This is a genomic window from Anaerococcus urinomassiliensis, from assembly GCF_900128425.1.
GTDB lineage: Bacteria > Bacillota > Clostridia > Tissierellales > Peptoniphilaceae > Anaerococcus > Anaerococcus urinomassiliensis.
Genome location: NZ_LT635782.1, coordinates 801,947 through 828,588 on the forward strand (window position 1 = coordinate 801,947; position 26,642 = coordinate 828,588).

The 26,642-nt window shown below is 33.0% G+C and carries 24 protein-coding genes; 10 read left to right on the forward strand and 14 right to left on the reverse strand.

Translation table 11 applies throughout. The annotated features are described in order from the left end of the window. Window positions 1-87 precede the first annotated feature (87 nt). Genes BQ7474_RS04905 through BQ7474_RS04915 form a run of 3 tightly spaced genes read left to right on the forward strand, consistent with a single transcriptional unit; the run spans window position 88 to window position 2,763 of the window. On the forward strand, window positions 88-999 hold the full coding sequence (locus BQ7474_RS04905; protein ID WP_073997860.1) for an ABC transporter ATP-binding protein: 912 nt from the start codon (window positions 88-90) through the stop codon (window positions 997-999). 1 nt (window position 1,000) lies between these two features. Next, window positions 1,001-1,846 carry a hypothetical protein gene (locus BQ7474_RS04910; RefSeq protein WP_073997861.1) on the forward strand — a complete coding sequence of 282 codons (846 nt, stop codon included), beginning with the start codon at window positions 1,001-1,003 and terminating at the stop codon, window positions 1,844-1,846. 14 nt (window positions 1,847-1,860) lie between these two features. Next, window positions 1,861-2,763: a sensor histidine kinase gene (locus BQ7474_RS04915; RefSeq protein WP_073997862.1), complete on the forward strand. Its 903-nt coding sequence runs from the start codon at window positions 1,861-1,863 to the stop codon at window positions 2,761-2,763. A gap of 21 nt (window positions 2,764-2,784) precedes the next feature. Here the strand turns inward: BQ7474_RS04915 and BQ7474_RS04920 are convergent, their stop codons facing one another. Continuing rightward, window positions 2,785-3,516, reverse strand: a complete 732-nt coding sequence (locus BQ7474_RS04920; RefSeq protein WP_073997863.1) for a hypothetical protein — start codon at window positions 3,514-3,516, stop codon at window positions 2,785-2,787. Window positions 3,517-3,565: 49 nt separating this feature from the next. Continuing rightward, window positions 3,566-4,726 (reverse strand): AI-2E family transporter, encoded by a 1,161-nt coding sequence (locus BQ7474_RS04925; protein WP_073997864.1) that lies wholly within the window; start codon window positions 4,724-4,726, stop codon window positions 3,566-3,568. Between the two features lie 94 nt (window positions 4,727-4,820). Here BQ7474_RS04925 and BQ7474_RS04930 point away from each other — a divergent pair, with 94 nt between their 5' ends. The 3 genes from BQ7474_RS04930 to BQ7474_RS04940 are packed head-to-tail and all read left to right on the forward strand — an operon-like array spanning window position 4,821 to window position 6,569. Further along, the gene (locus BQ7474_RS04930; RefSeq protein ID WP_073997865.1) at window positions 4,821-5,309 is read left to right on the forward strand and encodes an RNA polymerase sigma factor; all 489 of its coding nucleotides are present in this window, start codon (window positions 4,821-4,823) and stop codon (window positions 5,307-5,309) included. Next, window positions 5,299-6,159 (forward strand): zf-HC2 domain-containing protein, encoded by an 861-nt coding sequence (locus BQ7474_RS04935; RefSeq protein ID WP_073997866.1) that lies wholly within the window; start codon window positions 5,299-5,301, stop codon window positions 6,157-6,159. The genes BQ7474_RS04930 and BQ7474_RS04935 overlap by 11 nt, the downstream gene beginning before the upstream one ends. 47 nt (window positions 6,160-6,206) lie before the next feature. Continuing rightward, the gene (locus tag BQ7474_RS04940; RefSeq protein WP_073997867.1) at window positions 6,207-6,569 is read left to right on the forward strand and encodes a VOC family protein; all 363 of its coding nucleotides are present in this window, start codon (window positions 6,207-6,209) and stop codon (window positions 6,567-6,569) included. 44 nt (window positions 6,570-6,613) lie between these two features. Here BQ7474_RS04940 and BQ7474_RS04945 read toward each other — a convergent pair whose 3' ends face one another. From BQ7474_RS04945 to lepB, 3 genes are all read right to left on the reverse strand, one after another. After that, the gene (locus BQ7474_RS04945) at window positions 6,614-7,567 is read right to left on the reverse strand and encodes a 3-hydroxyacyl-CoA dehydrogenase (RefSeq protein ID WP_073997868.1); all 954 of its coding nucleotides are present in this window, start codon (window positions 7,565-7,567) and stop codon (window positions 6,614-6,616) included. Between the two features lie 90 nt (window positions 7,568-7,657). Then, window positions 7,658-9,475: a translation elongation factor 4 gene (lepA, locus tag BQ7474_RS04950; RefSeq protein ID WP_073997869.1), complete on the reverse strand. Its 1,818-nt coding sequence runs from the start codon at window positions 9,473-9,475 to the stop codon at window positions 7,658-7,660. Continuing rightward, complete coding sequence (lepB, locus tag BQ7474_RS04955; RefSeq protein ID WP_082187887.1) at window positions 9,476-10,096, reverse strand: signal peptidase I; 621 nt, start codon at window positions 10,094-10,096, stop codon at window positions 9,476-9,478. A gap of 154 nt (window positions 10,097-10,250) precedes the next feature. Between lepB and rpsT the strand changes: the two genes are divergently transcribed. Then, window positions 10,251-10,514 carry a 30S ribosomal protein S20 gene (rpsT, locus tag BQ7474_RS04960; RefSeq protein ID WP_073997870.1) on the forward strand — a complete coding sequence of 88 codons (264 nt, stop codon included), beginning with the start codon at window positions 10,251-10,253 and terminating at the stop codon, window positions 10,512-10,514. Window positions 10,515-10,574: 60 nt separating this feature from the next. Here rpsT and holA read toward each other — a convergent pair whose 3' ends face one another. Then, window positions 10,575-11,588 (reverse strand): DNA polymerase III subunit delta, encoded by a 1,014-nt coding sequence (holA, locus tag BQ7474_RS04965; RefSeq protein ID WP_073997871.1) that lies wholly within the window; start codon window positions 11,586-11,588, stop codon window positions 10,575-10,577. Further along, window positions 11,585-13,759 (reverse strand): DNA internalization-related competence protein ComEC/Rec2, encoded by a 2,175-nt coding sequence (locus BQ7474_RS04970; protein ID WP_073997872.1) that lies wholly within the window; start codon window positions 13,757-13,759, stop codon window positions 11,585-11,587. Before BQ7474_RS04970 ends, holA begins: the two co-directional genes overlap by 4 nt. Before the next feature lie 66 nt (window positions 13,760-13,825). Between BQ7474_RS04970 and BQ7474_RS04975 the strand changes: the two genes are divergently transcribed. From BQ7474_RS04975 to BQ7474_RS04985, 3 genes are all read left to right on the forward strand, one after another. Then, window positions 13,826-14,455: an alanyl-tRNA editing protein gene (locus tag BQ7474_RS04975; RefSeq protein WP_073997873.1), complete on the forward strand. Its 630-nt coding sequence runs from the start codon at window positions 13,826-13,828 to the stop codon at window positions 14,453-14,455. A gap of 220 nt (window positions 14,456-14,675) precedes the next feature. Beyond that, on the forward strand, window positions 14,676-16,421 hold the full coding sequence (locus tag BQ7474_RS04980; RefSeq protein WP_073997874.1) for an ATP-binding cassette domain-containing protein: 1,746 nt from the start codon (window positions 14,676-14,678) through the stop codon (window positions 16,419-16,421). Continuing rightward, window positions 16,414-18,174, forward strand: a complete 1,761-nt coding sequence (locus tag BQ7474_RS04985; protein ID WP_073997875.1) for an ABC transporter ATP-binding protein — start codon at window positions 16,414-16,416, stop codon at window positions 18,172-18,174. Before BQ7474_RS04980 ends, BQ7474_RS04985 begins: the two co-directional genes overlap by 8 nt. A gap of 39 nt (window positions 18,175-18,213) precedes the next feature. Here the strand turns inward: BQ7474_RS04985 and BQ7474_RS04990 are convergent, their stop codons facing one another. The 7 genes from BQ7474_RS04990 to ftsZ form a co-directional block, all read right to left on the reverse strand. Continuing rightward, window positions 18,214-18,804, reverse strand: coding sequence for a TVP38/TMEM64 family protein (locus tag BQ7474_RS04990; protein WP_073997876.1), 591 nt, complete (start codon window positions 18,802-18,804; stop codon window positions 18,214-18,216). 77 nt (window positions 18,805-18,881) lie between these two features. Further along, window positions 18,882-19,475, reverse strand: a complete 594-nt coding sequence (locus tag BQ7474_RS04995; protein WP_073997877.1) for a TVP38/TMEM64 family protein — start codon at window positions 19,473-19,475, stop codon at window positions 18,882-18,884. Between the two features lie 410 nt (window positions 19,476-19,885). Then, the gene (leuS, locus tag BQ7474_RS05000; protein WP_073997878.1) at window positions 19,886-22,306 is read right to left on the reverse strand and encodes a leucine--tRNA ligase; all 2,421 of its coding nucleotides are present in this window, start codon (window positions 22,304-22,306) and stop codon (window positions 19,886-19,888) included. A gap of 8 nt (window positions 22,307-22,314) precedes the next feature. Beyond that, complete coding sequence (asnS, locus tag BQ7474_RS05005) at window positions 22,315-23,703, reverse strand: asparagine--tRNA ligase (RefSeq protein WP_073997879.1); 1,389 nt, start codon at window positions 23,701-23,703, stop codon at window positions 22,315-22,317. Continuing rightward, complete coding sequence (locus BQ7474_RS05010; protein WP_073997880.1) at window positions 23,693-25,012, reverse strand: replication-associated recombination protein A; 1,320 nt, start codon at window positions 25,010-25,012, stop codon at window positions 23,693-23,695. Before BQ7474_RS05010 ends, asnS begins: the two co-directional genes overlap by 11 nt. Before the next feature lie 58 nt (window positions 25,013-25,070). After that, window positions 25,071-25,520, reverse strand: a complete 450-nt coding sequence (nrdR, locus tag BQ7474_RS05015) for a transcriptional regulator NrdR (protein WP_073997881.1) — start codon at window positions 25,518-25,520, stop codon at window positions 25,071-25,073. Between the two features lies 1 nt (window position 25,521). Continuing rightward, entirely contained in the window at window positions 25,522-26,628 is a 1,107-nt protein-coding gene (ftsZ, locus tag BQ7474_RS05020; RefSeq protein WP_073997882.1) for a cell division protein FtsZ, read from the reverse strand. Window positions 26,629-26,642: the final 14 nt, after the last annotated feature.

The following is a 26,642-nucleotide window of genomic DNA, read 5'->3' on the forward strand; positions in this document are numbered from 1 at the left end:
ATTTCTTTAAACTTTATATAAGCTTTATTAATATTTTTCATATATTATATAGATAGACAAAGATAAACACTTTTGAAAGGAGCGATTATGAATCCAATAGTACAGACAAAAAACTTATGCAAAACTTTTGGCAATTACAAGGCTGTAGACAATATATCTTTAACCATAAACCAAGGAGATATATATGGCCTTATAGGAAAAAATGGTGCTGGTAAAACTACTTTTATGAAGATGATTGCTAATTTATCAAAACCTACTTCGGGAACTTATCAAATTTTTTCTAATTCTAACGAGGACAATAAGATAAGTCAAAGAAGACTATCAGCTCTGATAGAAAATGTAGGATCTTACCCTACTATGACAGCCTACGATAATATGTTACTTAAAGGTAAGTCCCTAGGACTAGCAGGCGATAAGTACATATATGAAACTCTAGACTTGTTAGGACTTGGAAATGTTGGCAAGAAAAAGATCAAAGATTTTTCCCTCGGAATGAAACAAAGACTTGGCATATCCCTAGCCCTTGTTGGTAATCCAGATATAGTAGTTCTAGACGAACCAATAAACGGCCTAGATCCCCAAGGAATTATTGATATTAGAAACATAATAGCTAAGTTGAACAAAGAAAGTAATATAACTTTTCTTATATCTTCACATATATTAGATGAACTAGGAAAGCTTGCAACAAATTTTGCTATCATAGACAAGGGATCTCTAGTAGCAAACTTTACGAAAAAAGAACTTGAAGAGTCTACCAAAGACAGGATAGAAGTCCTTACTGATGATCCCAAAAAGACTATCCTTGCTCTAGATGAAAGAAAGATCGGACCTTATAAATTGCTGGATAACAATATGATTCATATATACATAGATAGCAAATTTACAAATGATATAATATCTTGTCTATATGAGGCAGGTATTAAAATAAACTATATTAATGTTCACAATACCTCCTTGGAAGAATACTACATCAAATTATTGGGAAATAAAGGAGCTTAATATGTTAAACCTTATGAAAATGGAATTATGTAGAATTTTCAAAAGTAAATATTCTTATTTTATATTTTTAGCTGCTATACTGACATTTCTTATGACAGTTGGCTTAGTTGACTATACTACTAAAAACATGGACAACTTAGATCAAACAATTGTAGAGACTAGCAATAACAACACCGATGGTGTCAAGGTTGAGTTTGATAGAAGCCAAGTTGAAACATTGACTGATAGTGGTGAGGACTTTGTAATATCTTCATTTTCACAAGCAACCTATCTAGTATTTCTAATAATATTTGGATCCCTTTTCTTTACCAATCCTTATAGTAATGGTTGCGTTAAAAATTTCATTGGAATGAGCAAAAATAAGGGATCATATATAATGGCAACCTTTATTGCCGCAACCTTATTTGTTATAGTAAGCTTTGCTATAAGCGGAGTAATTCTAACTCTCGCAGGTCCACACATAAATAATGGAATGCTCAAGTTTACAGACTATCCAAGATTAGTTAAAATCCTTCTTGTAGAGCTAATATCTCATATATCCTACCTTGCAGTAATACTATTAGTAGCTACAGCAAGTCGCTCTACATCAAAGACATTGATGTTTACCCTCTTGTATCCAACTATACTTTTTAAACTATTTATAGGACTTGCAGATCAGCTTATGTCTATGTTTAAAAATTTATCCGATGATTTTACACTTTCTAATTTTGTAAATATAGGAAACATAATTTCAACTAACTTCAATAGTACAGATTCGGATCTAATAAGATCCATTATAGTCGCAATAATTATTGCTGTTATATCTTTGTGTATGTCTTCTGTTATAATAAATAAAAAAGACATATAAAAGGGGAATATATTATGTACACTATCTGGATTCTAATTAGCTTATTGCTAATCTCACTATCAATAAATGTACTTATTATTAAAGAAATATATAACATTAATGATCAAATTACATTCCTAATTAAAAATAATACACAAATGAGAATAAGTACAGGATTATCAATAAAACCCTTCGCCCAATTTTCAGAAGTTATCAATGAATTTTTGGATAGTTACCATAGTAAAGAAAAAAATTATATCAATAAGGAAAAATATCTGCAAAATACTATTAGAGGTCTCTCCCATGATATTAGGACGCCACTTACTTCCCTAGATGGTTATTTGCAAGTCATTGAAAATAATAATGAAAATTTTGAAAAGTATATTTCCATAATGAAAAATCGCATCAATAGTCTAAATAATATCCTAGACCAGCTATTTACCTTTATAAAACTTCAAGAAGAAGAATACAAACTTGAGATGGAGAAAATTGATATTACATCTCTTGCCCTAGAAACGTTATTTAATTACTACGAAGATTTTAAATTAAGGAATATTGAACCTACAATAGACTTTACAGAAAATAAAGTTTTTATATTGGCAAACAAGGATGGTCTTTGTAGAATTTTTCAAAATATTTACAAAAATATATTGGAACATGGTCAAAGTCCAATTCATCTTAGTCTTAGAGAAGTAGATGATAAAATAATTTTTGTAAGTAAAAATAAAATCAAAGACGATCTTATAATAAACAAAGATGATATATTTAAGGAATTTTACAAGGCGAGTGATTCAAGAACTGGTTCATCTACAGGTCTTGGTCTTGCCATTTGTAAAGGGCTTGCCGAGAAGCTAAATGGGGAAATATCAGCAGATATCGATGGAGAATATTTTTCCATTATACTTAGTTTTGATAAGATAAAAAAAGCTTCCAAGTAATATGCTTGGAAGTTTTTTCTCTTAAAGTATTATTTTATAGTTTTCTAAAGTTTTAAATATTATCTCTCTTTTTTCTGGCTTTTTGTCAATTATTAGCTTATCATCTTTGATACCATTTTCCCTTAATATATAAAGGGTGTCTAGAACAAAGTTTTCGCTACCTACTACATAAAAATATCCATCACTTTTATTTTGTGCAAGGTCTTTTATCTTTTCAAGGTAGTCGCTTCTACTATCTAGCCAATATTTTAATAATAGTGAGTGATCAATACTTGAAAAGTCTCTTTCGTATAGATGGGTATCTTTGGCATTGACATTTACGCTAATAAATTCTGGGATATTTGAGCTATCTTCTTCAAACTTTTTAATAAGTGGTCTGATAGTTGACATTGCTAGACCTTGAGATAGGGCAATGAGTGGTAGATTTTCCCTTCTTAATGCCATATGTGATTTGATTTTAAAGATTGTCACCACATCTCCTGCTTCTAGATTTGAAAGTACTTTTTTAAATGGAGACTTTCTTATTGGGATTTTGGTTGTAAATCTTATTTTGCCCTCACTTATCAAAGTATTTATACTAAGGTGATGGATTAGCTTTTTATTAACTTCCTCACCCTCATCATAGCCAGGTAAGGCAAGGTGGAAGCTTGATCCCTCCTCCCAGGTCAGATCTTCTGGTTTTTCCAAAGTATATGTCCATACATATTTGTATTCTTCTTTTTTATCTAAAATTTTAACATTGTATTTATCCATAATCTCTCCTATTGATAATTGTTATCACTAAGTTCACTATACTTAATTTTTAATTATTATCACCTGGAATATCTATATTTCTTTTGCCAATGTTTAGAGTATTGGATACATATTTGAAGAATTCTTTGTAATCATATATCCAATTATCAATTATTCCAGACCTATAAATTCCTACAATAAATATAAATACAACTGGCAAAAATATGGCTCCCATCACTCCAAAAAGTTTTAGTCCAGCATAAAGAGCTATAACTGATAGAATTGGGTGTATATCTGCAGAACTTCCTATTACCTTTGGAGAAATCACTTGTCTAAGCCCAGTCCAAGCTGTCAATACAATCAATAGTCCTAAGGCTTTGAAGGTATTATCAAATATAAGTAGTTCTATTATTGACCATGGCAAGAGGACTATTATAGGACCAATCATAGGAAGTATGTCTACAAATCCTAATATTAGGGCTATTGGTATGAAATATTGTTGGCCTATGAAAAACAGGAAAATCGCCATTATTATTGTGCACAGCAAGGCTAGTTTTAGTTGGGACTTTATATAATTCCAGGTTGAATTCTTAAAGACAGTCCTTATCAAAGAAAGGTTATTCTTTGACTTTTCTGGTATCAATAGATGGTATTTATCAGAAACATTTTGCATATCGCCAAGTATTATATAAAATGCTACTACAAAGGTAATCACAAAAAATATTATTTCATTGGATGTATTTATAAAGGCTTGGGTAAATCCAAAGGTAATATTGATTGCGTTTTTTTGCAAGCTTCCCAGCCATTCATACAAAGACTTAAGTCCAGACCTTATTGTGTTTGATACATAGTCTGGCATGAGGTTAATCTGTGAATTGGCATCATTGATCCAAGTATTTACAGAAGATACAATCTTATCCCAATTGCTTATGATATTGCCTACCAGTCCAGATACTTGATTTACTATAAATTGGATGAACCATACCATGAAGAATAGTAAAAGCAAGAGCAGGATTGTACCAAGCAGGTAGGATACCGCCTTGTGTTTGATTGGTAGGATATGGTCAATCTTTCTTATAGATGGTGCCAATAATCCTACTATTACTAGAGCTAGTATTATAGGCATGAGGGCATTTAATAGGGCTGGTGCAAGAAATAATAAAAATAATATGGTTAAAATAATAATTGTTGTTCGTAAAAATATTCTTTCATAAAGTTCTTTATTTCTCATGGCATCTCCTTTAATATTTGATAATATTATTATATCACAAAGAGTGTCTGTAAGAAATATTAATCTCAATTGTCTTATATATGAGGAGGGCAAAATGGATATCGAAAAAATATATAGAATATACTTTGAAGATGTGTATAGATTCTTGCTCTCTTTGAGTAAAAATAAAGACATAGCCCAGGATATAACAAGCGAAACTTTTCTAAAAGTCATCAATAATAGTAATAAAATAGAAAAAACTACAAATATTAAGGCCTATATTTTTACAATAGCAAAAAATACTTACATTAATTACTATAATAAAAATAAGCTAATGATGTCAACAGATGATATAGAAAAGTTTGACCAAGGCATCGATTCCTTTGAAGAAAATCTCATAGAAATCGATAATGTAAAGGTCCTAAATGATGCCATAGATAAGCTTGATGAACCTTATAGGTCTATTACAAAGCTTAGGTTAAATGATTTGTCCTTTAAAGAAATAGGAAAAATCTACGGGAAAACTTCTAACTGGGCCTGCGTTTGTTATTATAGGGCAAAGGAAAAATTAAAGGATATCTTGGAGGATAATTGTGGATTGTAATATTATAAAAGACTTGATCCCCCTATACAAAGAGGGGATTTCTAGTAAAGAAAGTAAAGAATTGGTAGAAGAACACATAAAAACTTGCAAATCTTGTAGGGATTACTATCAAAGTCTGGATGATGATGAAGTTACAAATAACCAACCCTTAGAATTTGTAAGCCAAAGTATAGAGAAAAACAAGAAAAATCGATCACGTATGATTGGATCTTTGGTTTTTTCAGTGCTTTTGATAATATTTTCCTTCTTAACCAATCCTAGGCAAATAGATTATGACAAGGATTTAATCAAAAGATCATCAAGTGATGATAAGATAATCTATGAATTTAGAGACGATGTAACAAGAATCTACACTGATTACGCAAATGAAGAATATGGTGACACTCTCTACATAGACGGAAGTTATTCCTATCTAGACAGGATATTGGGAGGAGAAAAGCAAGTCTTAACGCTTGATAAGAAAGACTACAATGTAATTTTGTATAACAATAATGGCAATAAGGCAGCAAAGGTCTTGTACGACCCTCATGGCTTTACAATAAATTCCGGATCCCTATCCTTGCCTAGATTAATCTTTGCTTCTTATACAAAAATAGCTTTATGTCTATTTGCCTTAGGACTAATCTTATCATTTACAATTTTTAGAAAATGGGATAAGTATAAGAAAATTAGACTAGTAAGTTTGCCTCTATCCTATGTATTAGCAACTTTTCTCATAAAAGGCTATGACTTATCAAGTTTTCACCCGGTTCGTGACCTTGGATTTATTTTAATAACTGCCCTTTCCATTTACCTATTTGTATTATCCTCAAGCCTATATTTTGAAGAAAAAGAAAAATATAAAATTTAATAATTACTGGGTAATAAATAAATAGGAACTTAAAAATAGGAGGCTATATGTTAGATCACATCACTTTAAAAGTTTCTGATATAGAAAAATCTAAGGAATTTTATGAAAAAGTATTAGGAGAAATAGGAATTATAAAAAAGGCTGATTATGATGAAGCTGTAGGGTTTGGAAACAAAGATTCACAAACTGCTCCAGAATTATGGATTGCTAATGGAAATCCAAACAACACTCATGTTGCATTTAGAGTTAATAGCGAAGAAGAAGTTAAAAACTTCTACAATAAGGCTCTAGAGCTTGGTGCAAGTGACAACGGAGGTCCAGGCATACGCGAAAAATACGCCCCAAACTACTACGCAGCATTTTTCCACGACTTTGATGGAAACAATATCGAAGCTGTATTCTATAAATAACAAGCAAAAAAGTGGCTCTTGGGCCACTTTTTATATGCAATATTTTATTTATATTTATAGAAACCTTCGCCTGTTTCAATTCCCTTTAGTCCCTTATCAGCTCTTTCTTTTAATTTTGCAACTGCTTTTCCTAAGGATGAATTTGGGTCATTAGCTTCTGGGTTTGCACTTGTAATATTAATTACTGTTGTAATTCCAACTATGTCAATAATTTCAAATGGTCCACGTGGTGAGCCTGTTCCTAATTTCCAGTCCATATCTATATCTTCTGGACTTGCTATGTCATCTCCATATAGTTTAAGTCCTGCATTTATTAGTGGAACAAGGATTGAGTTTAATATATATCCTGGTTGTTCTTTATTTATAATAGCTGCGTACATTCCTATATCTTTGGCAAATTGTACTACTGATTCAAAGGCCTCATCACTTGTCTTATCGTGTCTCATAACTTCAGCAAGATTTTGTCTGTGGATATTATTGGCAAAGTGTAGGCTTAGGAATTTGTCTTCTCTACCTGTATATTCTCTAAAGGTAGATGGTAGTAGGGTTGATGAATTTGTAACTATAATAGCATCTTCCTTTAAGAATGGTGCCATTTTTTCGTAGAATGCTTTCTTTTCTTCAACAATCTCAGCTATTGCTTCTATTACTAGGTCAGCATCTTTCATAGCTTCTTCTAAGTCTGTCGAATACTTCATATTGGCATATACTTCTTCATTTTTAGCCTTTAGTTCATCAATTCTAGCTTGTGTTATCTCTGACTTATCAGAAAAAAATGATCTTGGGTAATTAGGATTTTCACTTCCAATATAAGTTGGAGCTATTTCTAATTCTTTAGTATATAGATTGTGAACACTTTCAATTCTTGGCTTTGCTCTTTCTATAGAGCCTTCGCTTCTACCCCAAATGGTTACATCAAATCCATGAAAGGCTGCTGCATAAGCAATTTGAGCACCTAGTACTCCGCCACCAGCCACTGTAATATTTTTTATAGCCATATTCTCTCCTTTATAATTTTAATTATATTTAAATAATACCCAAATCATTTGAAGAAATATCAAAGAAAAAAACGGCTACTAACCGTTTTGTTATTTCTCATCGTCGTCATATTTAAGCACTGCAAGGAAGGCATCTTGTGGGACTGATACGCTACCAAGTTGTCGCATACGCTTTTTACCTTCTTTTTGTTTTTCAAGAAGCTTTTTCTTCCTGGATATATCTCCTCCGTAGCACTTTGCTATAACGTCTTTTCTTAGAGCCCTTACAGTTTCCCTTGCTATAATCTTGCCACCGATAGCAGCTTGGATAGGGATTGCAAATTGTTGGCGTGGTATCTCATCTTTGAGTTTTTCTACTATACCACGGCCCCTGGTATAGGCACTATTCCTATGGACAATGATTGATAGGGCATCTACAACATCATCATTGATTAGGATTTCAAGTTTTACTAAGTCAGATTCTTTATAACCAATTAGTTCATAATCAAGAGAAGCATAACCACGAGTTCTAGATTTTAAACTATCAAAGAAGTTGTATATTACCTCATTTAGTGGGATTTTGTACTTGATTGAAACCCTAGTCTCGTCAATATAGGTCATATCGATAAGTTCCCCACGTCTATTTTGAGCAAGGTTCATAACCTGGCCTATATAATCAGATGGAGTTATAATCTCAGCCCTTGTGACTGGCTCTTTGATATAGTCAATAATAGCAGGATCTGGGAAATCATTTGGGTTTTGGATTTCTATTTCTTCATCTTTGTTCTTAAGCTTAATCTTATATATTACAGATGGAGCTGTAGCTATGATATTAAGGTCGTACTCACGTTCTAGTCTTTGGGTTATGATGTCCATGTGAAGCAGTCCCAAAAATCCTGAACGTAAACCAACACCAAGAGCTTGGGAATTTTCTTGTTCAAATACTAGAGCAGCATCATTTACTTGAAGCTTTTCTAGGGCATCTCTTAGCTTATCAAAGCTTTCACCCTCAGCTGGATATATACCAGAATAAACCATAGGAAGTACTTCCTTATAGCCTGATAAAGCTTTTTCAGTAGGATGATCTGCAAGCGTTATGGTATCACCAACTCTAGCATCTTTTACTTCCTTAATAGAAGCTTCTATAAATCCAACATCTCCAGACCTTAGTTCCTTGGTCTCTATGCGGTTTTTCATAGTATAACCTACTGTATTTACTTCGTAGATCTTACCCGTATTCATCATCTTTATCTCATCACCAGGTTTTACCACGCCTTCAAAAACTCTGACATAGCATATTACTCCACGGTAGGAATCGTAATATGAATCAAAGATTAGAGCCTTTAGTGGCTTATCATCATGGTCTTCTGGAGCTGGGACATTTGCCACTATATCTTCCAAAACATCTTCTATATTGAGACCTGTTTTTGCAGAAACTAGCGGAATCCCCTCTGTATCTAGGCCAATCTGGTTTTCTATTTCTGCTTTAATTTCATCTACTCTTGCAGAAGGTAGGTCAATTTTGTTTAATACTGGCAATATCTCCAAGTCTTGTTCTAGGGCTAGGTATGTATTGGCTAGTGTCTGTGCCTCTACCCCTTGACTAGCATCTACTACAAGGATCGCACCCTCACAGGCCTTAAGTGATCTTGAAACTTCATAGTTAAAGTCCACATGTCCTGGTGTATCTATTAAGTTTAGATCGTAAATCTTTCCATCATTAGCCATATAGTGGATCTTAATTGACTTAAGCTTGATGGTTATACCACGCTCACGTTCCAGATCCATGTCATCTAGCATTTGATTGGTCATCTCCCTTTGTGATATGTGCTCTGATTTTTCTATCAGCCTATCAGCAAGGGTAGATTTACCATGGTCTATATGGGCTATGATGGAGAAATTCCTTATATTTTCTTTTCTTTTTGTCATCTAATTGGTCTCATTTCCATATGGATTACTATCTATTTTACCAAAGTCATCAAAAGGATAAAATCTAAAAAATGCATGTCCTACTATATCCTTTTTCATAATAGGTCCAAAGTTTCTAGAATCATTGCTAGCTCCTTCTTCCCTATTATCTCCCATTACAAAATACTCATCTTCGCCAAGAGTCCAAGAAGTTCCATCAGCTTCAGGCAAAGTGTAGTCAACAGAAGTATATGTTTCGTCAAGTTCATTGCCATTTAGATAAACTTTCTCGTCCTTAAGTTCTATAGTATCCCCAGGCAGTCCAACAACTCTTTTAACATAAAGTTTATTCACATCATCAGGAGCCTTTAGGATTACAATATTTCCCCTATGGTAATCGTTAAAACGAGGTCCAATCTTATCTACCAAAAGCATATCATCATGGTAGAGGGTATTTTGCATAGAAAAACCAGATACCTTAGTAGCATCAATCAAAAACATCTTTATTACAGTAGCTATCAACAAAGCTGCCGCTATGGTCTTGATCCAATCTAAGATTATGTCAGTTAAACTTTCTTCCTTCTTATTTTTTTTATTATCGTCCCCACCATCATTTGGGACATAGATTTTTTCTTCAGTCATTATATATTCCTCTCATTTCTTCTTATATTATAAACTATATTTGCAAAACTACAAAAATCTAGGCAAAAAAATCTAGATAACTTGTAAGTTTCCTTCGTTTATGGTAGAATAAATCAGTCAAGCAAAAATAGTAGAAAAGAAAGAGGGTGAAATAATGGCTAATATTAAATCAGCTCAAAAGAGAATTGAAACAACAAAAAGAGATACTCTAAGAAACAAATCTCGCAAATCTGAAGTTAAAACATACATCAGAAAATTTGATGAAGCTATTGAAGCTGGAGATATCGACAAAGCTCGCGAAATTTTCATGCAAGTTGACAAAAGAATGAAACAAGCAGAAGCTAAAAATGTATTCCACAAAAATAAAGTGGCTAGAACAACATCTAGACTTCAAAAAGCATTAAATAACGCTCAATAATAATATGAGTAATTATCAGTAATGGATCCTCACATATGACTACTGATAATTGCTCATTTTTTATTTGCAAATCTTTTGAATTAGCAACAATAATTCCATTTGCATATCAAAATCTTGAGACTTTTGGCGAACTTCCATATCAAAAAGCCTAGAGTGGATATCAAAAAGCTCCTCATAGGTGAAATTATTTATAAATCCCTTAACCTTCCTAAGTTCATATGGACTTATGCCTATGCTCTTCATTATATAAGCATCATTTTTATTATTAGTTACTAAAGTCTTGATTCCAATAATATTTCTAAATTGCCTTATAATCATATGAAAGATCATAAATAAATCTTCGTCGTTTTTTACCATATTCATATAAGTGGTAGCTGACAATTTCAAGTCTTTCCTTGATATGGCATCGGTTAAGTTAAATATATTTAGATTTAGTATTTGATCTAACTGGTCGTAGACATCTTTTTCTTTTACAATCTCATCTTCAGAACTTGCTATGATTTTATCAACTGTGTTTACTATATCAAATAAATCAAGGTCACTATCCCTATCTAGGTAAGAAAATCTTTGGACAATTTCTGCAAGCATTGATTTTTTGATTTTTTTGCTAGCTTTTACAAATCTCTTGCCTATGAAATTCTCAAGCTCACTTTTGTTTAGTCTATCAATGGTTACAATATTGCCATACTTTTTGACTTCCTTGTAAAATTTCCCCTTAAAGGGACTAGAGTCAGAAAAGATTAGAAATGTAGTGTATTCCGGGAAGTTTTTTATATCACCTGTCAAATTTGTAAGGAGATCTTCGTATTCCTTGAGGGAATTTTTGGATAAATCTATATCTTTCCATATGATATATTTCCTATCTTCCATAACAGGATAGGTCTCATAGGCATTTTTCATAGCCTCAAAATCTACATTGCCCTTTAGTTCTATTAGATTAAAATCAGCAAATGAGACTTTTTCCTTTGCAAGATCGATTATGGTTGTATTTAGATAATCTTCCTTAGAATCAAATAAGTAGATTCCTTTTGCCTTATCTTCTATCAAATTTTCCATAAATTCTTTGTAATTCATCTAAAATAACCACCTTTTACATAGCTTTCTACACTAACTTGTTCTTTAAAATTTATCTTTACCATACCATTAATTTGACTATTATATATCTTAACTCCATCTAAATTTTCCAAGACTTCCCTAGTTGGATGGCCATATTTGTTGTTTCTACCTGCGGATATAAGGGCGATTTGTGGATCTACTTTTTCTACAAAATCCCTTGAAGTAGAAGTCCTCGACCCGTGGTGGGATACTTTGAGCACATCAGCTTTTATATTAAGATCATCCTCATATTCACTTGGCAAATCTCCTAAAGTAAGGATTTTAATACCCTTAATCTCGATAATATAGCCCACTGATTCGGCGTTTTCCTCACCTTCTACCCCATCAAAGATGCAAGTAATAGACCCATCTCTTATCTTTATTCTGTCATCTTTTTTTATAATTTTAGGATTATAAGTCGCTAGAGACTTTGTATTTAATTTGGATGTCATAATATTTTCAACGTTGAAATTATCTACCACGCTTCCAATATTACCCGCATGGTCACCATCTTCGTGGGAAATAAAGACTGCCTTAATATTTCTTATTCCCAAAGAATTTAGATAAGGGATTAGTATCCTCTCTCCTGAGTCATAATTATCATATTTGGGACCACCTACATCAAATAAATAGTAATCTCCCCTATCCTTAAGCAAAAAGGCATCTCCTTGGCCTATGTCAATCATAGTAAAACTTATTTCTGGATTTAGATAATCATAGCAAAGACTACAAGTTACTACAATTAGATTTATACCATAGAAAAGCTTCAATAACTTCTTGTTAGATCTCCTCATATAAAATATTAGCAATATCAAGACAAATAAGTATATGGTCACAAAAATACTTGGATGAGCAAATCTTATATTAAATAGACTAAAACTATTTAAAAACTTAACAATATTTAAGATAGTAAGTAATAAAAAGTCCAAGACCTTAAAAAATGGACTTAGTAAAAATCTTAATATAGGATAAAAAATCACTAGGCCAAAAGCCAGATACATGGCAATGGTAAATATTGGAAGGACCAAAAAGTTTGCAAGTATAGATAGGAGATTGATTTTACCATAGTAAAATATAGTAAATGGCAAAAGTCCCACTTGAATTGATCCAGTAAAGGCCAAGTTTTCCATTAGTGTTTTTTTAGCAATTCTATTTTTAATCTTTGGATATATCAAATAAACTGCACTTGTTGCTACAAACGATAAGATGTAGCCAGAGTTTAATAGGGCAAAAGGATTTCTTAGTAAAATTAGAATTCCTGCTATCAGCAGTGATTTTATCTTATCTTCTGGCATAGCAAATATAAAGGCTAGAAATCCAATAAGATTTATTATTAAAACCCTGATTACAGAAAAAGGAAATCCTATCAAATATCCATAAAATAAGCAAAGACCCAGGGCCAATCCGTAACCGTATTTATAATTAAACTTAGCTAATATGAATAATATAAAGCTTAAAAGCAAATCTATGTGAAGGCCTGAAACTGCCAAAATATGTACAAGACCTAAATCTTTGATATCAGTATTTTCTATTAAGTTCTCTCCTAAGATAACAGAAATTATAAAGTCTGAGGCAGTTTTTGATAAGTTTTGATCAAAAGTTTGGTGTATATACTTATAAAACTTATTTCTCGCCTTTAGGAAAATACTCTTGCTTTGATAAGACTTATAAACTTCCTTAATCTCCAACTGACTTCCTATACCTTTTGATATCAGATAGTTCCTATAAGAAAAAAGATTGGGATTAGTGTTTTTATCTGCTATAGAAATATCAGCATCTACTAAGAAAATATCTCCAATATCTAAGTCTTCTTTTGCAAATAAGACTGACTTTTCATCTATATTATTAGCCTTAACCCTTACAAAATACCTATAATTATCAGCAGTTTTTCGCTTTTCTAAGATTGTAATATGAGCTGTTATTTCATTATAATCTTTTAGCTTGTAAGTCCTAAAATTAAAAAAGCTAAGGGTAAATCCTAGTAAAATACCCAAGGGAATTACCATATATTTCTTGTCAAATATACACAGAAATCCTGCAGATATCCCACAAATGACTATTACATTTAATAAAGACATAGTCTCAAAATTAATAAATAATCCTATGCCTGAGACAATCCCCAACAGGCAATAAAAAATTTTCTTTCTCATAGGCTAACCTCGGGTATATTATATCATAAGTACAATCATTAGTTTTAGACTAAAGGAAGGTAAGTAATGCAAAAATTATACCTAAATTATCCAGAAATAACCGATATAAAGGCAAATATAGTATCAAGAAGAACAAACGGCGAGAATACCCAAGTAATACTCGACCGTACTATTTTTATGCCTACAAATGACAATTTCTTAAAAGATCATGGCAACATATCCGGACTTGAGATCTTATCTATCGAAGAAAAAAGAGACAACATAATCCACACCATAAAGGGTAAACCACAAAAATCTGCCGTAACACTGCATTTGGACGGTGAAAATAGATTAAAAAATCTTACATATAATACAGCTTTTGTCTTATTTAAACTAATTTTTAAAACTTTTTATTTGGCAAAGGATATAAACTTACTTTTAGAAGATAATAAGTTTTATATTAGAGTAAGTAATTTTTATGATTTTCTAGATACAAATCTTATGGAAGATCAAATTAATTTCCTTATTTCAAAGGCAGTGAAAATTGAAAATAATAGCGGAATCACAAGTATTTATCCTTTTGGAGAAGTAATTAATAACGATATATGCTATGATAACACTAGTAAAGTTAGAGGATTTAAGATTATCACTTGCCAAAATATAGGAAATGAGTTAGACATAGAATTTATTGCAGGGGATGATTTGATCCATAATTGATGGCAAGAGCCATCTTTTTTTTGTCGTATTTTATATATATATTTACATTAACGCTTTAATTTGTTATAATTAAATAAATTTAAAGAAAGGAGAAGAATAATGAACATTAATCTAAATAAGAAAATCGGAGTTTCTAAAAATTAGTCAAAGTAAGTACATATATAACTCCTTGCTTTGACTATAATAAAAAAATCAAGGAGGAAGCGGATTTACCGCACTTATGAAAGAATTAAAATTTATTTTCAAAGAAATGTGGTCTAAGGACCCATTTATGTATGTGATTATTGTAATAAATGCAATAATTAATGGACTATTACCCTTTATCTGGATTTTATCTCCAGCCTATGTTATAGATAACAGTGATAAGGGTATAGAATTTTTCATTCCATTTTTTATCTTTCTATTTGTAGCAACTTCACTGATGAAGTTTTTAAATTCATTTTTGACTGGTAATTATAGGATGAGAATGAATAATCTTCGCTACGAGCTTAATAGAAATATCATAGAATACAGCCTCAATTTATCCTATGCCGACCAGCAGGACAAAAAGCAAAAAGAACTTATAGCAGATGCCATAAGAGCAGTCGAATATCCTTTTGATGGTTTTGGCAATATTGTATTAAATATGCCAATGGGTTTTGGTCTAATAATATCTTTAATAGCTTATCTATGGATTTTTACAGCTATGCCTTGGTATTTAGTCTTATATCTAATCGTTCTGACTATTATTATTGGCAGAAATATGTATAAAATTACTTTTATCTACGAGGACTTTTGGGAGAAAATTGATCATACCTGGGAAGAAGTTCACCAGCTAAATTATGAACTGCAAAATCCTATATCAAAACTAGATATATTGATGTACGATATGAAAAAAGTATTCAGGAAATACTATTTTTCTTTGACTGATATACGATTTCGCGAGATGTATGCTGCAGATAAAAAGACATTTAAAGTTTTTATCAAATCAAGAATTATTTCTCTAATACGTGACTTACCTATCTTTTACTGGATGATTTTAAGTCTATCCCAAGGAGAAATAAGTGTATCTCGTTTTTTTGTCTTGTTTACATCTGTATTTGCCTTTATGATAATGATAGATCAGTTTTGTAACCAAACTGCTTTTTTTGTAAGGGATTTGAAATTTTTCAAGTATTATTTCAAGATACTAGATTTCCCAAAAAAATCTTATAAAAAAATAGATTTCGATAGGGTAAATATAGAAATTAAGAATTTATCATTTAAATATCCATCATCTGACAAATACGTCCTAAAGAATATCAACCTAGATTTATCTAACAATAAGTCTATAGCCTTAGTCGGTGAAAATGGAGCTGGCAAAACTACTCTTGCTCTAATACTTGCAGGACTACTGGAGCCAACTAGTGGAGAAATTTTATTAAATGGTAAGGATATAAATTCTTATGGGATAAACAAAAAAGACCTAGTATCTGCTATTTTTCAAGATAACCTCCTATTGCCCTATTCTATTAAGGAAAATGTGGCTATGAATTCTAATGATTGTGATTTAACTGATGTCTATGAAAAAACTGGTCTAGATGACATTATCGCTAAATATGATAAAAAAGATGAACAGATACTTTTAAGAACCTTAGATGATAAGGGAATCGACCTATCTGGAGGCCAAAAGCAAAGGTTATTTTTGGCTCGTGCTATCAACAAAAAATCTGCCAAAATTCTAATCTTAGATGAGCCAACAGCTCAGCTAGACGCTATAGCAGAACGTGACCTATACGAGCTTTATAACGAAATGACAAGGGATAAATCAAGCGTATTTATCTCTCACAGGCTAGCTTCCACTAAGTTTTGTGACAAGGTAGTCTTCCTAAAAAACGGTGAAATCATCGAAGAAGGGACTCACGAAGAATTGCTAAAAGCTAATGGCGAATACAAGGAATTATTTGAAATCCAAGCCAAAAATTACAAGGAGGAAGCCCATGCGTAATTACATCAGACTTTTTAAGATTATTGAAAGTAAGCATAAGGGCTTCATAAAAAAAGTAATTTTTATAAGCCTGCTTTTGGGTTTACTTCCCCTATTTAATATAATTGCACCGAAATTAATTATAGACGAATATAATGGCCTAAGACGATTTGAAGTCATGTTTGCCTTTATTCTTTTAGCCTTAATATTAAATATAGCCAATGAATTAATATCTTCATATTCAAGAAGCTACTACCAGAGGACCTTGCAAATTTTTAACGATGAATTAGCTTTTGCAGTAAATGAAAAAGTCCTATCCCTGCCAATAGAGCTTACAGATACTAAGTCAACCCAAGAAAAAGTTGAACAGGCCCTATATGGAGTGGGTATGACCTACGCAATATTGGAGTTTCTTGCCTTTGCAACAGGAGCAGTAGCTACAGGTATTGTAGCAATCTTCATACTATTAAGCTTAAACCCGCTTATACCTATATTTATAATAGGACTTAGTTTCTTAAATAAACCCTTTACGAAAATTATTAAGGAAAATGAAAAGAAATATCAAGAAAACTCAGCCAAAGATAACAGAGTTTACAAGTACTATTATGATTTTTCTAGAGATTATAAGTACTCCAAAGACATTAAAATATTTAATGCTGAAGACATGATTCTAAAAAAAGCACAATATCACATGAACCAGATGTTTTTGACAAATCACAAGTACTACAGCAAAAACGGTGCCATGAATGGTGCTATGAATGTCATAAACAATTTGGGAGTTGTGGGATCATTTATTTATATAGTTATAAAAGTAATAGAAAGAACAATTACTATTGCCAATTTCACCCTATACTTTAACTGCCTCAATAGACTTATAGAAGCTTTGAGAGTTTTTCAAGAATATTACGCTGACCTAACGGGATTAAATGTCGCCCTCAATGCTCTATATGAGTTTTTAGATATTGATGATAGCTGGAATGAGATTTGGAAAATCGATAAGGTCGATTTATCACAAGTGACAATCGAATTTAAAAATGTATACTTCAAATATCCAACAAGTGAAGACTATATTTTAGAAAATTGTTCCTTTGTCATAAATCCAGGAGAGACTGTTGCCCTTGTTGGTAGAAATGGTGCAGGTAAGTCTACTATAGTTAAACTACTTTGTAAGTTCTACAAGCCTACTAGTGGAAATATTTTATTAAATGGAATAGATATTGCCGATATAGATACCAGGTACTACTACCAAATCCTATCCCCTACCTTCCAAGATTTTAGACTCTTTCCTTTTAGAATTGATGAGAATGTAGCTTGCTTAAAGGCAGATGATATTGACGATGCTTCAAATGGGGATATGAAAAAATCTTTTGGATTACTTAATATAGAAAAATGGATAGATTCCCTGCCAAAGGGAAAAGCAAATTATATTACGACCTTGTTTGATAAAGAGGGAGTTCAACCTTCTGGAGGCCTTGGTCAGAAATTAGCCCTAGCTCGTTCCATGCACCATAAAGGCAAATTCATAATCATGGATGAGCCAACTAGTGCTCTAGACCCTAGAAGTGAGCAAGAAATATTTGAAAATATGCTTGCCATTACCAAAGATCAAACATCACTTTTCATATCTCATAGACTATCCTCAACCAAATATGCAGATAGAATACTTGTTTGCAACCACGGTAGGATTGATGAAGTCGGAAGTCATGAAGAGCTACTAATGGAGAATAAACTTTACAAAGAAATGTTCACCACCCAAGCAGAACTCTACGCATAAGAAAAAGCGGTTAGATTTAATCTAATCGCTTTTATCTTATTACAATTTACTTACTAACCATTCTAAGCCCATGGCCCAACCCATGGAATATAAAAATATTGATGGTGGCTTGCACAAAAGAATTATCGTAGCATATTTTTTAAAACTCATGTCGGAAAGTCCAGTCAAATAGCAGAGAAAATCATCTGGAGCTACTGGCAATAATATTGCCCAGGCAAAGAACTTCTCGTAAGTCTTATCTTTGATCTTGTGCTTATACTTATCAAAAGTTTCCTCTCCAAAGAAATTAAGTACAATTGATTTGCCAAAAGTCCTAGATATGAAAAATACTAGCATGGATCCTGCACAAATAGATATGTAGTTATATATAAATCCCCAAAAAGGTCCAAATATTACAACACCAAATACCGTAGTAAGGCCACCTGGTATAATTGGCACAACAATTTGTGTAACTTGGACAAGCATAAATATGATATTTGCCCATATTCCAAAAGATAGGATAAATTCTCTGAAGGTATCAATAGAATGGAACAAACCCCTTTTGTAACCAATATAGCCTAGAATTGTAAGAATCACCAGAACTAGGACCGCTATTATATTGTAGATATTTTTCTTGATAAATTCTTTCATAAAGCCTTCTTACATTGTATTATTAGTATAATACAATAATACATTATTAGAATCTTGTTGTCAAATTTATTTAAAATTTATACAAGTCTATTCATTATTATATCCAAGCCAAAATACCAAGCCATAGAATAAGCAAATATAGGTAGTGGTTTACACAGAAATATAATTTTTACAAATTTTTTAAAACTCATATTGCTCAAGCCTGTTACATAGCAAAGGAAGTCATCAGGTGCTACAGGCAATAGTATGGCCCAGGCAAAAAACTTTTCGTATGAATCTTCTTTAATCTTATCCTTATACTTGCTAAACTTATCTTCACCAAATACCTTGATGACAAGGTCCTTGCCAAAGGATTTGGATATCAAAAAGTTTATTATAGATCCTATACATATGGAAATGTAGTTGTAGATAAATCCTTTCAATGGTCCAAAAGTTATCACTCCAAAGGCAAGTATTATGCCTCCTGGAACTCCTGGAACGACAACTTGCATAATATTTGCTAGAAAAAATATCAAAAATGCCCAAGGTCCATATGATAGGACATAGTCTCTAAAACTTTCTAGAGAATCAAAGGTCCCATTTTTGTATCCCATATAAGCTAATAAGCAAAAGATAATAAATACCCCTGCTGAAATTATCGAAAACTTATTCTTTTTTATAAAATCAGTCATAATTCCTTCTTAAAATAAAAATACTATAAAATTACATAGTGTACTATATATTATAGTACACCTTTCTTTAATTATTTCAATAAAGCTTAAAGATAAATTTATATATTAAATGTATATACAAGTTTAGTAAATTATTAACTTTATAATGTTAAAATCATTTAATATCTATATTATAATAGATGTTTATAAATATTTTAAATTTAGTTTAGAAATATTTATAATGCGACCTATATCTTCTTTATATATATCTCTTTTACTTAGACTAATATATACCCATATACTAATGTGTAAAAATAGGGCAAATCTTATATTAAATCAAAAACCCCCATGCTAAGGATATCCTTGATAAAAATGAGATATGCTTAGCCTGAGGGCCTTTGTTTTTATAGACTAGATCATCTTAGCCTATCTTATCCCACGACAATATTTAAAATCTTGCCTGGAACATATATTATTTTTCTTATTTCCTTATCTGCTATGTGATTTGCTATATTGCTATCACTTTTGGCAGCTTCTATGGCATCATCTTTGTTTGCATCTATTGGCATTATCACCTTGCCACGCACTTTGCCGTTGATTTGAACTGGCATTTCAAATTCATCTTTGACAAGCTTCTTCTCATCATAAGTTGGCCAAGATGTTTGGTTTAGCTTTCCTTCAAATCCTGCCATTTGCCACAATTCTTCTGTTAGGTGTGGAGCAACTGGATTTAGTAAGATTACATAAGTTTTAAAGTCTGCTTTTGTGATTTTACCTGCTGCTCTCATATCGTTTGATAGGGACATTAGGCTTGCTATAGCTGTATTAAATTTAAGATTTTCATAATCTTCTGTGACCTTTTTGATTGTTTGATGGATTGATACTTCAAGATCTTTAGAATATTGGTCCCCATCTTCTACTAGGTCAATCATGTTATAAACACGTTCTAAGTATTTTCTACAGCCGCGAACCCCCTCATCAGACCAAATTGCTGTTGATGAGAAGTCTCCTATAAACATCTCGTAAGTTCTTAAGGTATCTGCCCCATAATCACGGATAATGTCATCAGGATTTACCACATTGCCACGAGATTTACTCATTTTTTGGTGGTCTTCTCCTAGTATCATACCATGGCTGGTTCTCTTCATATATGGTTCTTTTGTTGGAACTACTCCAAGGTCGTATAGGAATTTGTGCCAGAACCTTGAATATAGCAAGTGAAGAGTAGTATGTTCCATTCCACCATTGTACCAATCAACTGGACTGTAGTAATCCAAAGCTTCCTTACTTGCAAGGGCATCATTATTATGAGGATCCATATACCTTAAGTAGTACCAAGAAGATCCTGCCCATTGTGGCATGGTGTCTGTTTCTCTTTTTGCAGCTTTTCCACAAATTGGACAAGTTGTATTAACAAAATCTTCTATTTCAGCTAGTGGTGATTCTCCAGTTGATGTTGGTTCGTATGACTCTACTTCTGGTAATTTTACTGGAAGGTCAGCTTCGTCTACTGGCACCCAACCGTGCTCTTCGCAATAAACCATAGGTATTGGTTCTCCCCAATATCTTTGGCGGGAGAATACCCAGTCACGTAGCTTAAAGTTTGTTGTAGCCCCTCCTAAGTTATTTTCTTCTATATATTCTATAGCCTTTTTCTTGGCCTCTGTCGCATTAAGACCGTTTAAGAATTCAGAGTTTATTGATATTCCTTGGTTGATGTCTGTTAGAGGTAATTCTCCATCAGCTTCATAAACAGGTATTATAGGCATATCAAATGTTTTTGCAAATTCATAGTCCCTGCTATCATGTGCTGGTACAGCCATTATAGCGCCTGTACCATAGGTCATAAGCACATAGTCTGATACCCAGATTGGTATTTCTTTGCATGAAAGGGGATTGATTGCTGATATTCCATCAAGCATAACCCCAGTCTTGTCTTTGTTTAGTTCAGCTCTTTCGAAATCTGATTTTTTGCATGCCTCTTCTTGGTAGGAAATAACTTCATCAAAATTATTAATCTTATCCTTGTATTGGTCAAGGATAGGGTGTTCTGGCGAAATTACCATGTAGGTCACACCAAAGATTGTATCTGGGCGAGTTGTATAAACAGTAAGTTTATCATCAGAATCTTTGATAGTAAAGTCTACATTTGCGCCCTTAGATCTGCCAATCCAGTTGATTTGTTGAGCCTTAATCCTATCTTCATAGTCAACTTCGTTAAGGTCATCGATCAGCCTATCAGCGTATTCTGTGATCTTTAGCATCCATTGGTTTTTCATCTTGTGAACTACTTCGCTGCCACATCTTTCGCACTTGCCATCAACTACTTCTTCGTTGGCAAGGCCTACTTGGCAGGATGGGCACCAGTTTACGCTCATTTCATTTTTGTAAGCTAGGCCGTGCTTGTATAGTTGGATGAAAATCCACTGACTCCACTTGTAATAATCTGGGTCAGTTGTATTTACTTCTCTGTCCCAGTCGAAGGAAAAACCAATTGATTTTAGTTGGTTCTTGAAGTTCTTGATATTATCTTCAGTAACTTTTGCTGGGTGGATTTTATTTTTGATAGCATAGTTTTCTGTAGGAAGTCCAAAAGCATCAAAGCCCATCGGATATAGGACATTGTAACCTTCAAGTCTTCTCTTTCTTGCAACAACGTCAAGGGCTGTGTATGGTCTTGGGTGGCCAACATGTAGACCTTGACCTGATGGATAAGGAAATTCTACCAAAGCATAATATTTTTCCTTATCATGGTCTATTTCACTGTGAAAAGTATTATCTTCATCCCAAATTTTTTGCCATTTCTTTTCTACGGCATTGGGATTGTATTCAGGAAATTTATTTTCTGTCATTTTTCCACCTAGTTTCTATCTGCAAATGCATTTACATATCTTGGGTAAGGGATTACGTCACGGATATTTTTCATACCTGTTACATACATTACAGCACGTTCAAAACCTAAACCATAGCCTGAGTGAACAACACTACCAAATCTTCTTAGATCAAGATAGTTTTGATAGTCTTCTTCTTTTAGACCATTTTCTTCAAATGATTTTAGAAGTTCTTCCATATTTTCTTCCCTTTGAGAACCACCTATTAGTTCTCCTACTCCAGGAACGAGCATATCAAAGGCAGCTACTGTCTTGCCATCTGCATTTCTCTTCATGTAAAATGCCTTGATATCTTTTGGATAGTCAGTTACAAATACAGGTCCATCCACTATTACTTCTGATAGGTATCTTTCGTGTTCAGTTTGTAGGTCCATGCCCCATTCAACTGGGAATTCGAATTTTTGTCCGCTTTCCTTTAGCTTTTCTATGGCATCAGTATATGTTATTCTTGCAAATTCAGCATTTCTAACTTTTTCTAGTCTTTCAAATAGACCCTCATCTATGAATCTATTGAAAAATTCCATTTCATCTTTGTTATTTTCAAGGACATAGTCGATTATATATTTAATCATATATTCAGCCACATCCATTGCTACATTGTAATCAGCAAAAGCCAATTCAGGTTCTAGCATCCAGAATTCTGCAGCGTGTCTTGGTGTGTTTGATTCTTCTGCTCTAAAGGTTGGACCAAAGGTATATACATCACCAAAGGCTAAAGCATAATCTTCTGCTTCTAGTTGGCCGGATACTGTTAGGTATGATTTTTTGCCAAAGAAATCTTTGCCATAATCCACGCTTCCGTCTTCTTTTAATGGAACTTCTTTTGGGTTAATAGTTGTGATATTAAACATTTCCCCAGCACCCTCAGCGTCAGAACCAGTAACTATTGGTGGGTTCACATACAAGAATCCTCTCTCTTGGAAGAATTTATGTAGTGCATAAGCTAGTGAACTTCTAACCTTAAATACGGCTCTAAATGTATTTGTTCTTGGTCTAAGGTGAGGAATGGTTCTCATAAATTCTAGGGTTTGTCTTTGTTTTTGGATTGGAAACTTATCTGAAGATTCGCCCAAAACTTCGATATTATCAGCTTGGATTTCATAAGGAGTCTTATTATTGCCTGTAGCTACAAGTTTACCTTCAACTTTTAAGCTTGTTGATAAAAATTGATGGGAAAGTTCATCGTAATTTTCCTTATCTTTTCCTACTACTATTTGTAAGTTCTTGAAAGTAGAACCATCATTTAGCTCTATAAAACCAACATTTTTACTAAATCTTGAGTTTCTTATCCAACCTGATACAAGAACATCTGTATCGACATATTTATCTATATCATTTAAAATTTCTCTAATCTTCATTGTTTCCTTCTTTCCTTTTTTCTAATCTTTCTATCATTTGTTTTTCATATCCAACAAAAATCGGATCATAAAATTTTTCCCCTACAAATTCATCTGGCAGATAAGCCTGATCTACATATCCACCATAATCGTGGGGATAGAGGTAAGTGTCATGGATTAAGTTTTTACTGCCTGGATAATGGGAATCTTTGAGCTTATTTGGCACTTCTCTGTCAGGATTATTCTTCACAAAATCCATAGCCTTTGCTATTGCCTTATAAGTTGAGTTGCTCTTAGGAGCAGCTGCAAGATATGTGACAGTTTGAGCTAGAATTATCCTAGCTTCTGGCATACCAACTGTGTTTATAGCATCAAAGGTTGATGTAGCAAGTATAAGAGCATTTGGATCTGCATTAGAAATATCTTCCGATGCAAATATAATCATTCTCCTTGCAATGAACTTGATATCCTCACCAGATTCTAGCATCTTTTCCAGATAAAATAGGCTAGCATTAATATCTGATCCCCTCATAGATTTGATAAAGGCAGATATAGTGTCGTAGTGCCTATCGCCCTTTTTGTCATAAATCGCAATCTTTTTTTGGATCGAGTGCTCGATAGTATCTTTATCTATAATAATTTTACCATCTTTCTCATCTTCTGAAAATGTTGCAATCTCCAGACCATTGAGTAAAGCCCTGCTATCGCCATTTGAATATTTAATAAGAGTTTTTCTAGCGTCATTATTTATTTCAATATTCTTACTTGCTAGAATTGTATCATGACTTATAGCTTGATCTATTAACCTATCCAAATTTTTATCTGTTAAAGACTTTAACTCAAAAACATACATCCTAGATATTAGAGCCTTATTTACCTCAAAATATGGATTTTCAGTAGTTGCTCCAATAAGTATTATTGTAGAATTTTCTACAAAGGGCAAGAGATAATCTTGTTGTGACTTGTTGAACCTATGGATTTCATCTATAAACAAAATTGTTTTTTTATTCTCATAGCTTAAGTTATCCTTGGCTATTTGAATCTTATTTTTGACATCTCCTATGCCACTAGATACAGCTGATAGTTCCTCAAAAGCCATATTCGTAGACTGTGATATGATTTTAGCAAGTGTTGTCTTGCCAACACCCGGTGGACCGTAAAAAATCATAGAATATATTCTATCAGCCTTTATCATACGATTTATTATCATCCCCTCTCCTACCAAATGTTCTTGGCCAATATATTCCTCTAGGGTTTTTGGCCTAAGTCTATCTGCTAAGGGTGCCGATTTTTCTAATTCATATTGTCGATTTAGTTCAAATAAATCCATAAAAGCCTTCCTATAAAAAAAGAAGCTAGCTTATAGCCTAAGCCTTTCACTAGCATCTTTAGTCTTTTAAATTAAGTATTTCTTCATAAAATGAATCTACATCTTTAAATTCTCTGTAAACTGAGGCAAAGCGTACATATGCGACAGGATCAAGATCTTTTAGTTCATCCATTACAAGTTCACCAATATATGTTGAAGTAACTTCCTTTTTACCCGTATGGTTAATTTTTACTTCGACATTTTTTGCTACTTCTTCTATCTGATCCATGGAAACTGGTCTTTTTTGGCAACTTTTTACTACCCCAGATATAATCTTTGCTGGGTTAAAAGATTCTCTAGTTTCATCCTTTTTTATAACCATAAGGGTATTATCTTCGTACCTCTCATAGGTTGAAAATCTTTTGTCGCAATCTTCACAAAGCCTTCTACGTCTGATAGCTGTGTCATCTTCGGTGGCTCTTGAATCAAGAACTCTTGTATTATTTGAATGACAATAAGGGCATTTCATATTACTTTAAGAAGTCTGGTAAATCTATATCGTCAAATGGATTTTTCTTAGCCTTTGTTTCTTGGTTTGATCTTTGATTTCTTGGAGCTGATTCGTATTCGCTTCTTTGACTCCTGCGTGGATTAAGATCATCGTGGCGACTTGCCTTAGCTTGGTTGTCAAAACCTGTTGCAATTACTGTAATCTTGATGTCTTCACCAAGAGATTCATCACTACCAACACCAAAGATGATATTTGCATCAGAATCAATATTATCACGAATTAGTTCTGCAGCTTCGTTTGCTTCCATCAAACCAACTTCAGCAGCTGTAACATTTAGTAAAACTGCTTTTGCACCATCAATAGATGTTTCAAGCAGTGGAGAATTGATAGCAGCTTTTGCTGCATCTACTGCTCTATTTTCGCCAGATGCACGGCCTATACCCATATGAGCTATACCTTGATCGCTCATGATTGATTCTACGTCAGCAAAGTCTAGGTTTATTACATTTGGTACTGCTATTAGTTCAGAAATACCTGAAACTGCATCCATCAAAACTTGGTCAGCAAGTTTAAATGCATCTACCATTGATGTTCTTTTTTCAACTATTTGAAGAAGTCTATCATTTGGAATTGTAATAAGTGTATCAACATTTTCTTTTAGTCTTTCTACACCTGCTTCTGCTTGGGATTGTCTTTTTCTACCTTCGAATGTGAATGGTTTTGTAACAACACCTACAGTTAATATTCCCAAATCTTTTGCAACGTTAGCTACTATTGGAGCAGCACCTGTACCGGTACCACCACCCATTCCAGCAGTGATAAATACCATATCAGAACCCTTTAGAGATTCTGTGATATCATTTTTGCTTTCTTCAGCAGCTTTTTCTCCAACTTCTGGATTAGCTCCAGCGCCAAGTCCACGTGTTAGTTTTTCACCAATTTGTAGGCGAATATCTGCATTTGATTCTTGTAGAGTTTGTAAGTCTGTATTTACTGCTACAAATTCTACACCTGATAGTCCATTGTCTCTCATTCGGCTGATAGCGTTGTTTCCACCGCCACCTACACCGATGACCTTAATTTTTGCTAATGCGCTATTGTCCATTTCCATATTAATGTTTGCCATTGTTTCCCCCGTCA

Excerpts from the sequence above, each read along its gene's own strand:
- BQ7474_RS04985 (WP_073997875.1), top strand. The coding sequence starts at position 16,414 with ATGCGTAATTACATCAGACTTTTTAAGATTATTGAAAGTAAGCATAAG.
- leuS (WP_073997878.1), bottom strand. The coding sequence starts at position 22,306 with ATGACAGAAAATAAATTTCCTGAATACAATCCCAATGCCGTAGAAAAG.
- BQ7474_RS04970 (WP_073997872.1), bottom strand. The coding sequence starts at position 13,759 with ATGAGAAAGAAAATTTTTTATTGCCTGTTGGGGATTGTCTCAGGCATA.
- BQ7474_RS05010 (WP_073997880.1), bottom strand. The coding sequence starts at position 25,012 with ATGGATTTATTTGAACTAAATCGACAATATGAATTAGAAAAATCGGCA.
- holA (WP_073997871.1), bottom strand. The coding sequence starts at position 11,588 with ATGAATTACAAAGAATTTATGGAAAATTTGATAGAAGATAAGGCAAAA.
- BQ7474_RS04995 (WP_073997877.1), bottom strand. The coding sequence starts at position 19,475 with ATGACTGATTTTATAAAAAAGAATAAGTTTTCGATAATTTCAGCAGGG.
- lepA (WP_073997869.1), bottom strand. The coding sequence starts at position 9,475 with ATGACAAAAAGAAAAGAAAATATAAGGAATTTCTCCATCATAGCCCAT.
- BQ7474_RS04905 (WP_073997860.1), top strand. The coding sequence starts at position 88 with ATGAATCCAATAGTACAGACAAAAAACTTATGCAAAACTTTTGGCAAT.
- BQ7474_RS04975 (WP_073997873.1), top strand. The coding sequence starts at position 13,826 with ATGCAAAAATTATACCTAAATTATCCAGAAATAACCGATATAAAGGCA.
- nrdR (WP_073997881.1), bottom strand. The coding sequence starts at position 25,520 with ATGAAATGCCCTTATTGTCATTCAAATAATACAAGAGTTCTTGATTCA.
- BQ7474_RS04915 (WP_073997862.1), top strand. The coding sequence starts at position 1,861 with ATGTACACTATCTGGATTCTAATTAGCTTATTGCTAATCTCACTATCA.
- asnS (WP_073997879.1), bottom strand. The coding sequence starts at position 23,703 with ATGAAGATTAGAGAAATTTTAAATGATATAGATAAATATGTCGATACA.
- BQ7474_RS04980 (WP_073997874.1), top strand. The coding sequence starts at position 14,676 with ATGAAAGAATTAAAATTTATTTTCAAAGAAATGTGGTCTAAGGACCCA.
- BQ7474_RS04990 (WP_073997876.1), bottom strand. The coding sequence starts at position 18,804 with ATGAAAGAATTTATCAAGAAAAATATCTACAATATAATAGCGGTCCTA.
- BQ7474_RS04910 (WP_073997861.1), top strand. The coding sequence starts at position 1,001 with ATGTTAAACCTTATGAAAATGGAATTATGTAGAATTTTCAAAAGTAAA.
- BQ7474_RS04930 (WP_073997865.1), top strand. The coding sequence starts at position 4,821 with ATGGATATCGAAAAAATATATAGAATATACTTTGAAGATGTGTATAGA.
- rpsT (WP_073997870.1), top strand. The coding sequence starts at position 10,251 with ATGGCTAATATTAAATCAGCTCAAAAGAGAATTGAAACAACAAAAAGA.
- BQ7474_RS04940 (WP_073997867.1), top strand. The coding sequence starts at position 6,207 with ATGTTAGATCACATCACTTTAAAAGTTTCTGATATAGAAAAATCTAAG.
- BQ7474_RS04925 (WP_073997864.1), bottom strand. The coding sequence starts at position 4,726 with ATGAGAAATAAAGAACTTTATGAAAGAATATTTTTACGAACAACAATT.
- BQ7474_RS04945 (WP_073997868.1), bottom strand. The coding sequence starts at position 7,567 with ATGGCTATAAAAAATATTACAGTGGCTGGTGGCGGAGTACTAGGTGCT.
- lepB (WP_082187887.1), bottom strand. The coding sequence starts at position 10,096 with ATGACTGAAGAAAAAATCTATGTCCCAAATGATGGTGGGGACGATAAT.
- BQ7474_RS04920 (WP_073997863.1), bottom strand. The coding sequence starts at position 3,516 with ATGGATAAATACAATGTTAAAATTTTAGATAAAAAAGAAGAATACAAA.
- ftsZ (WP_073997882.1), bottom strand. The coding sequence starts at position 26,628 with ATGGCAAACATTAATATGGAAATGGACAATAGCGCATTAGCAAAAATT.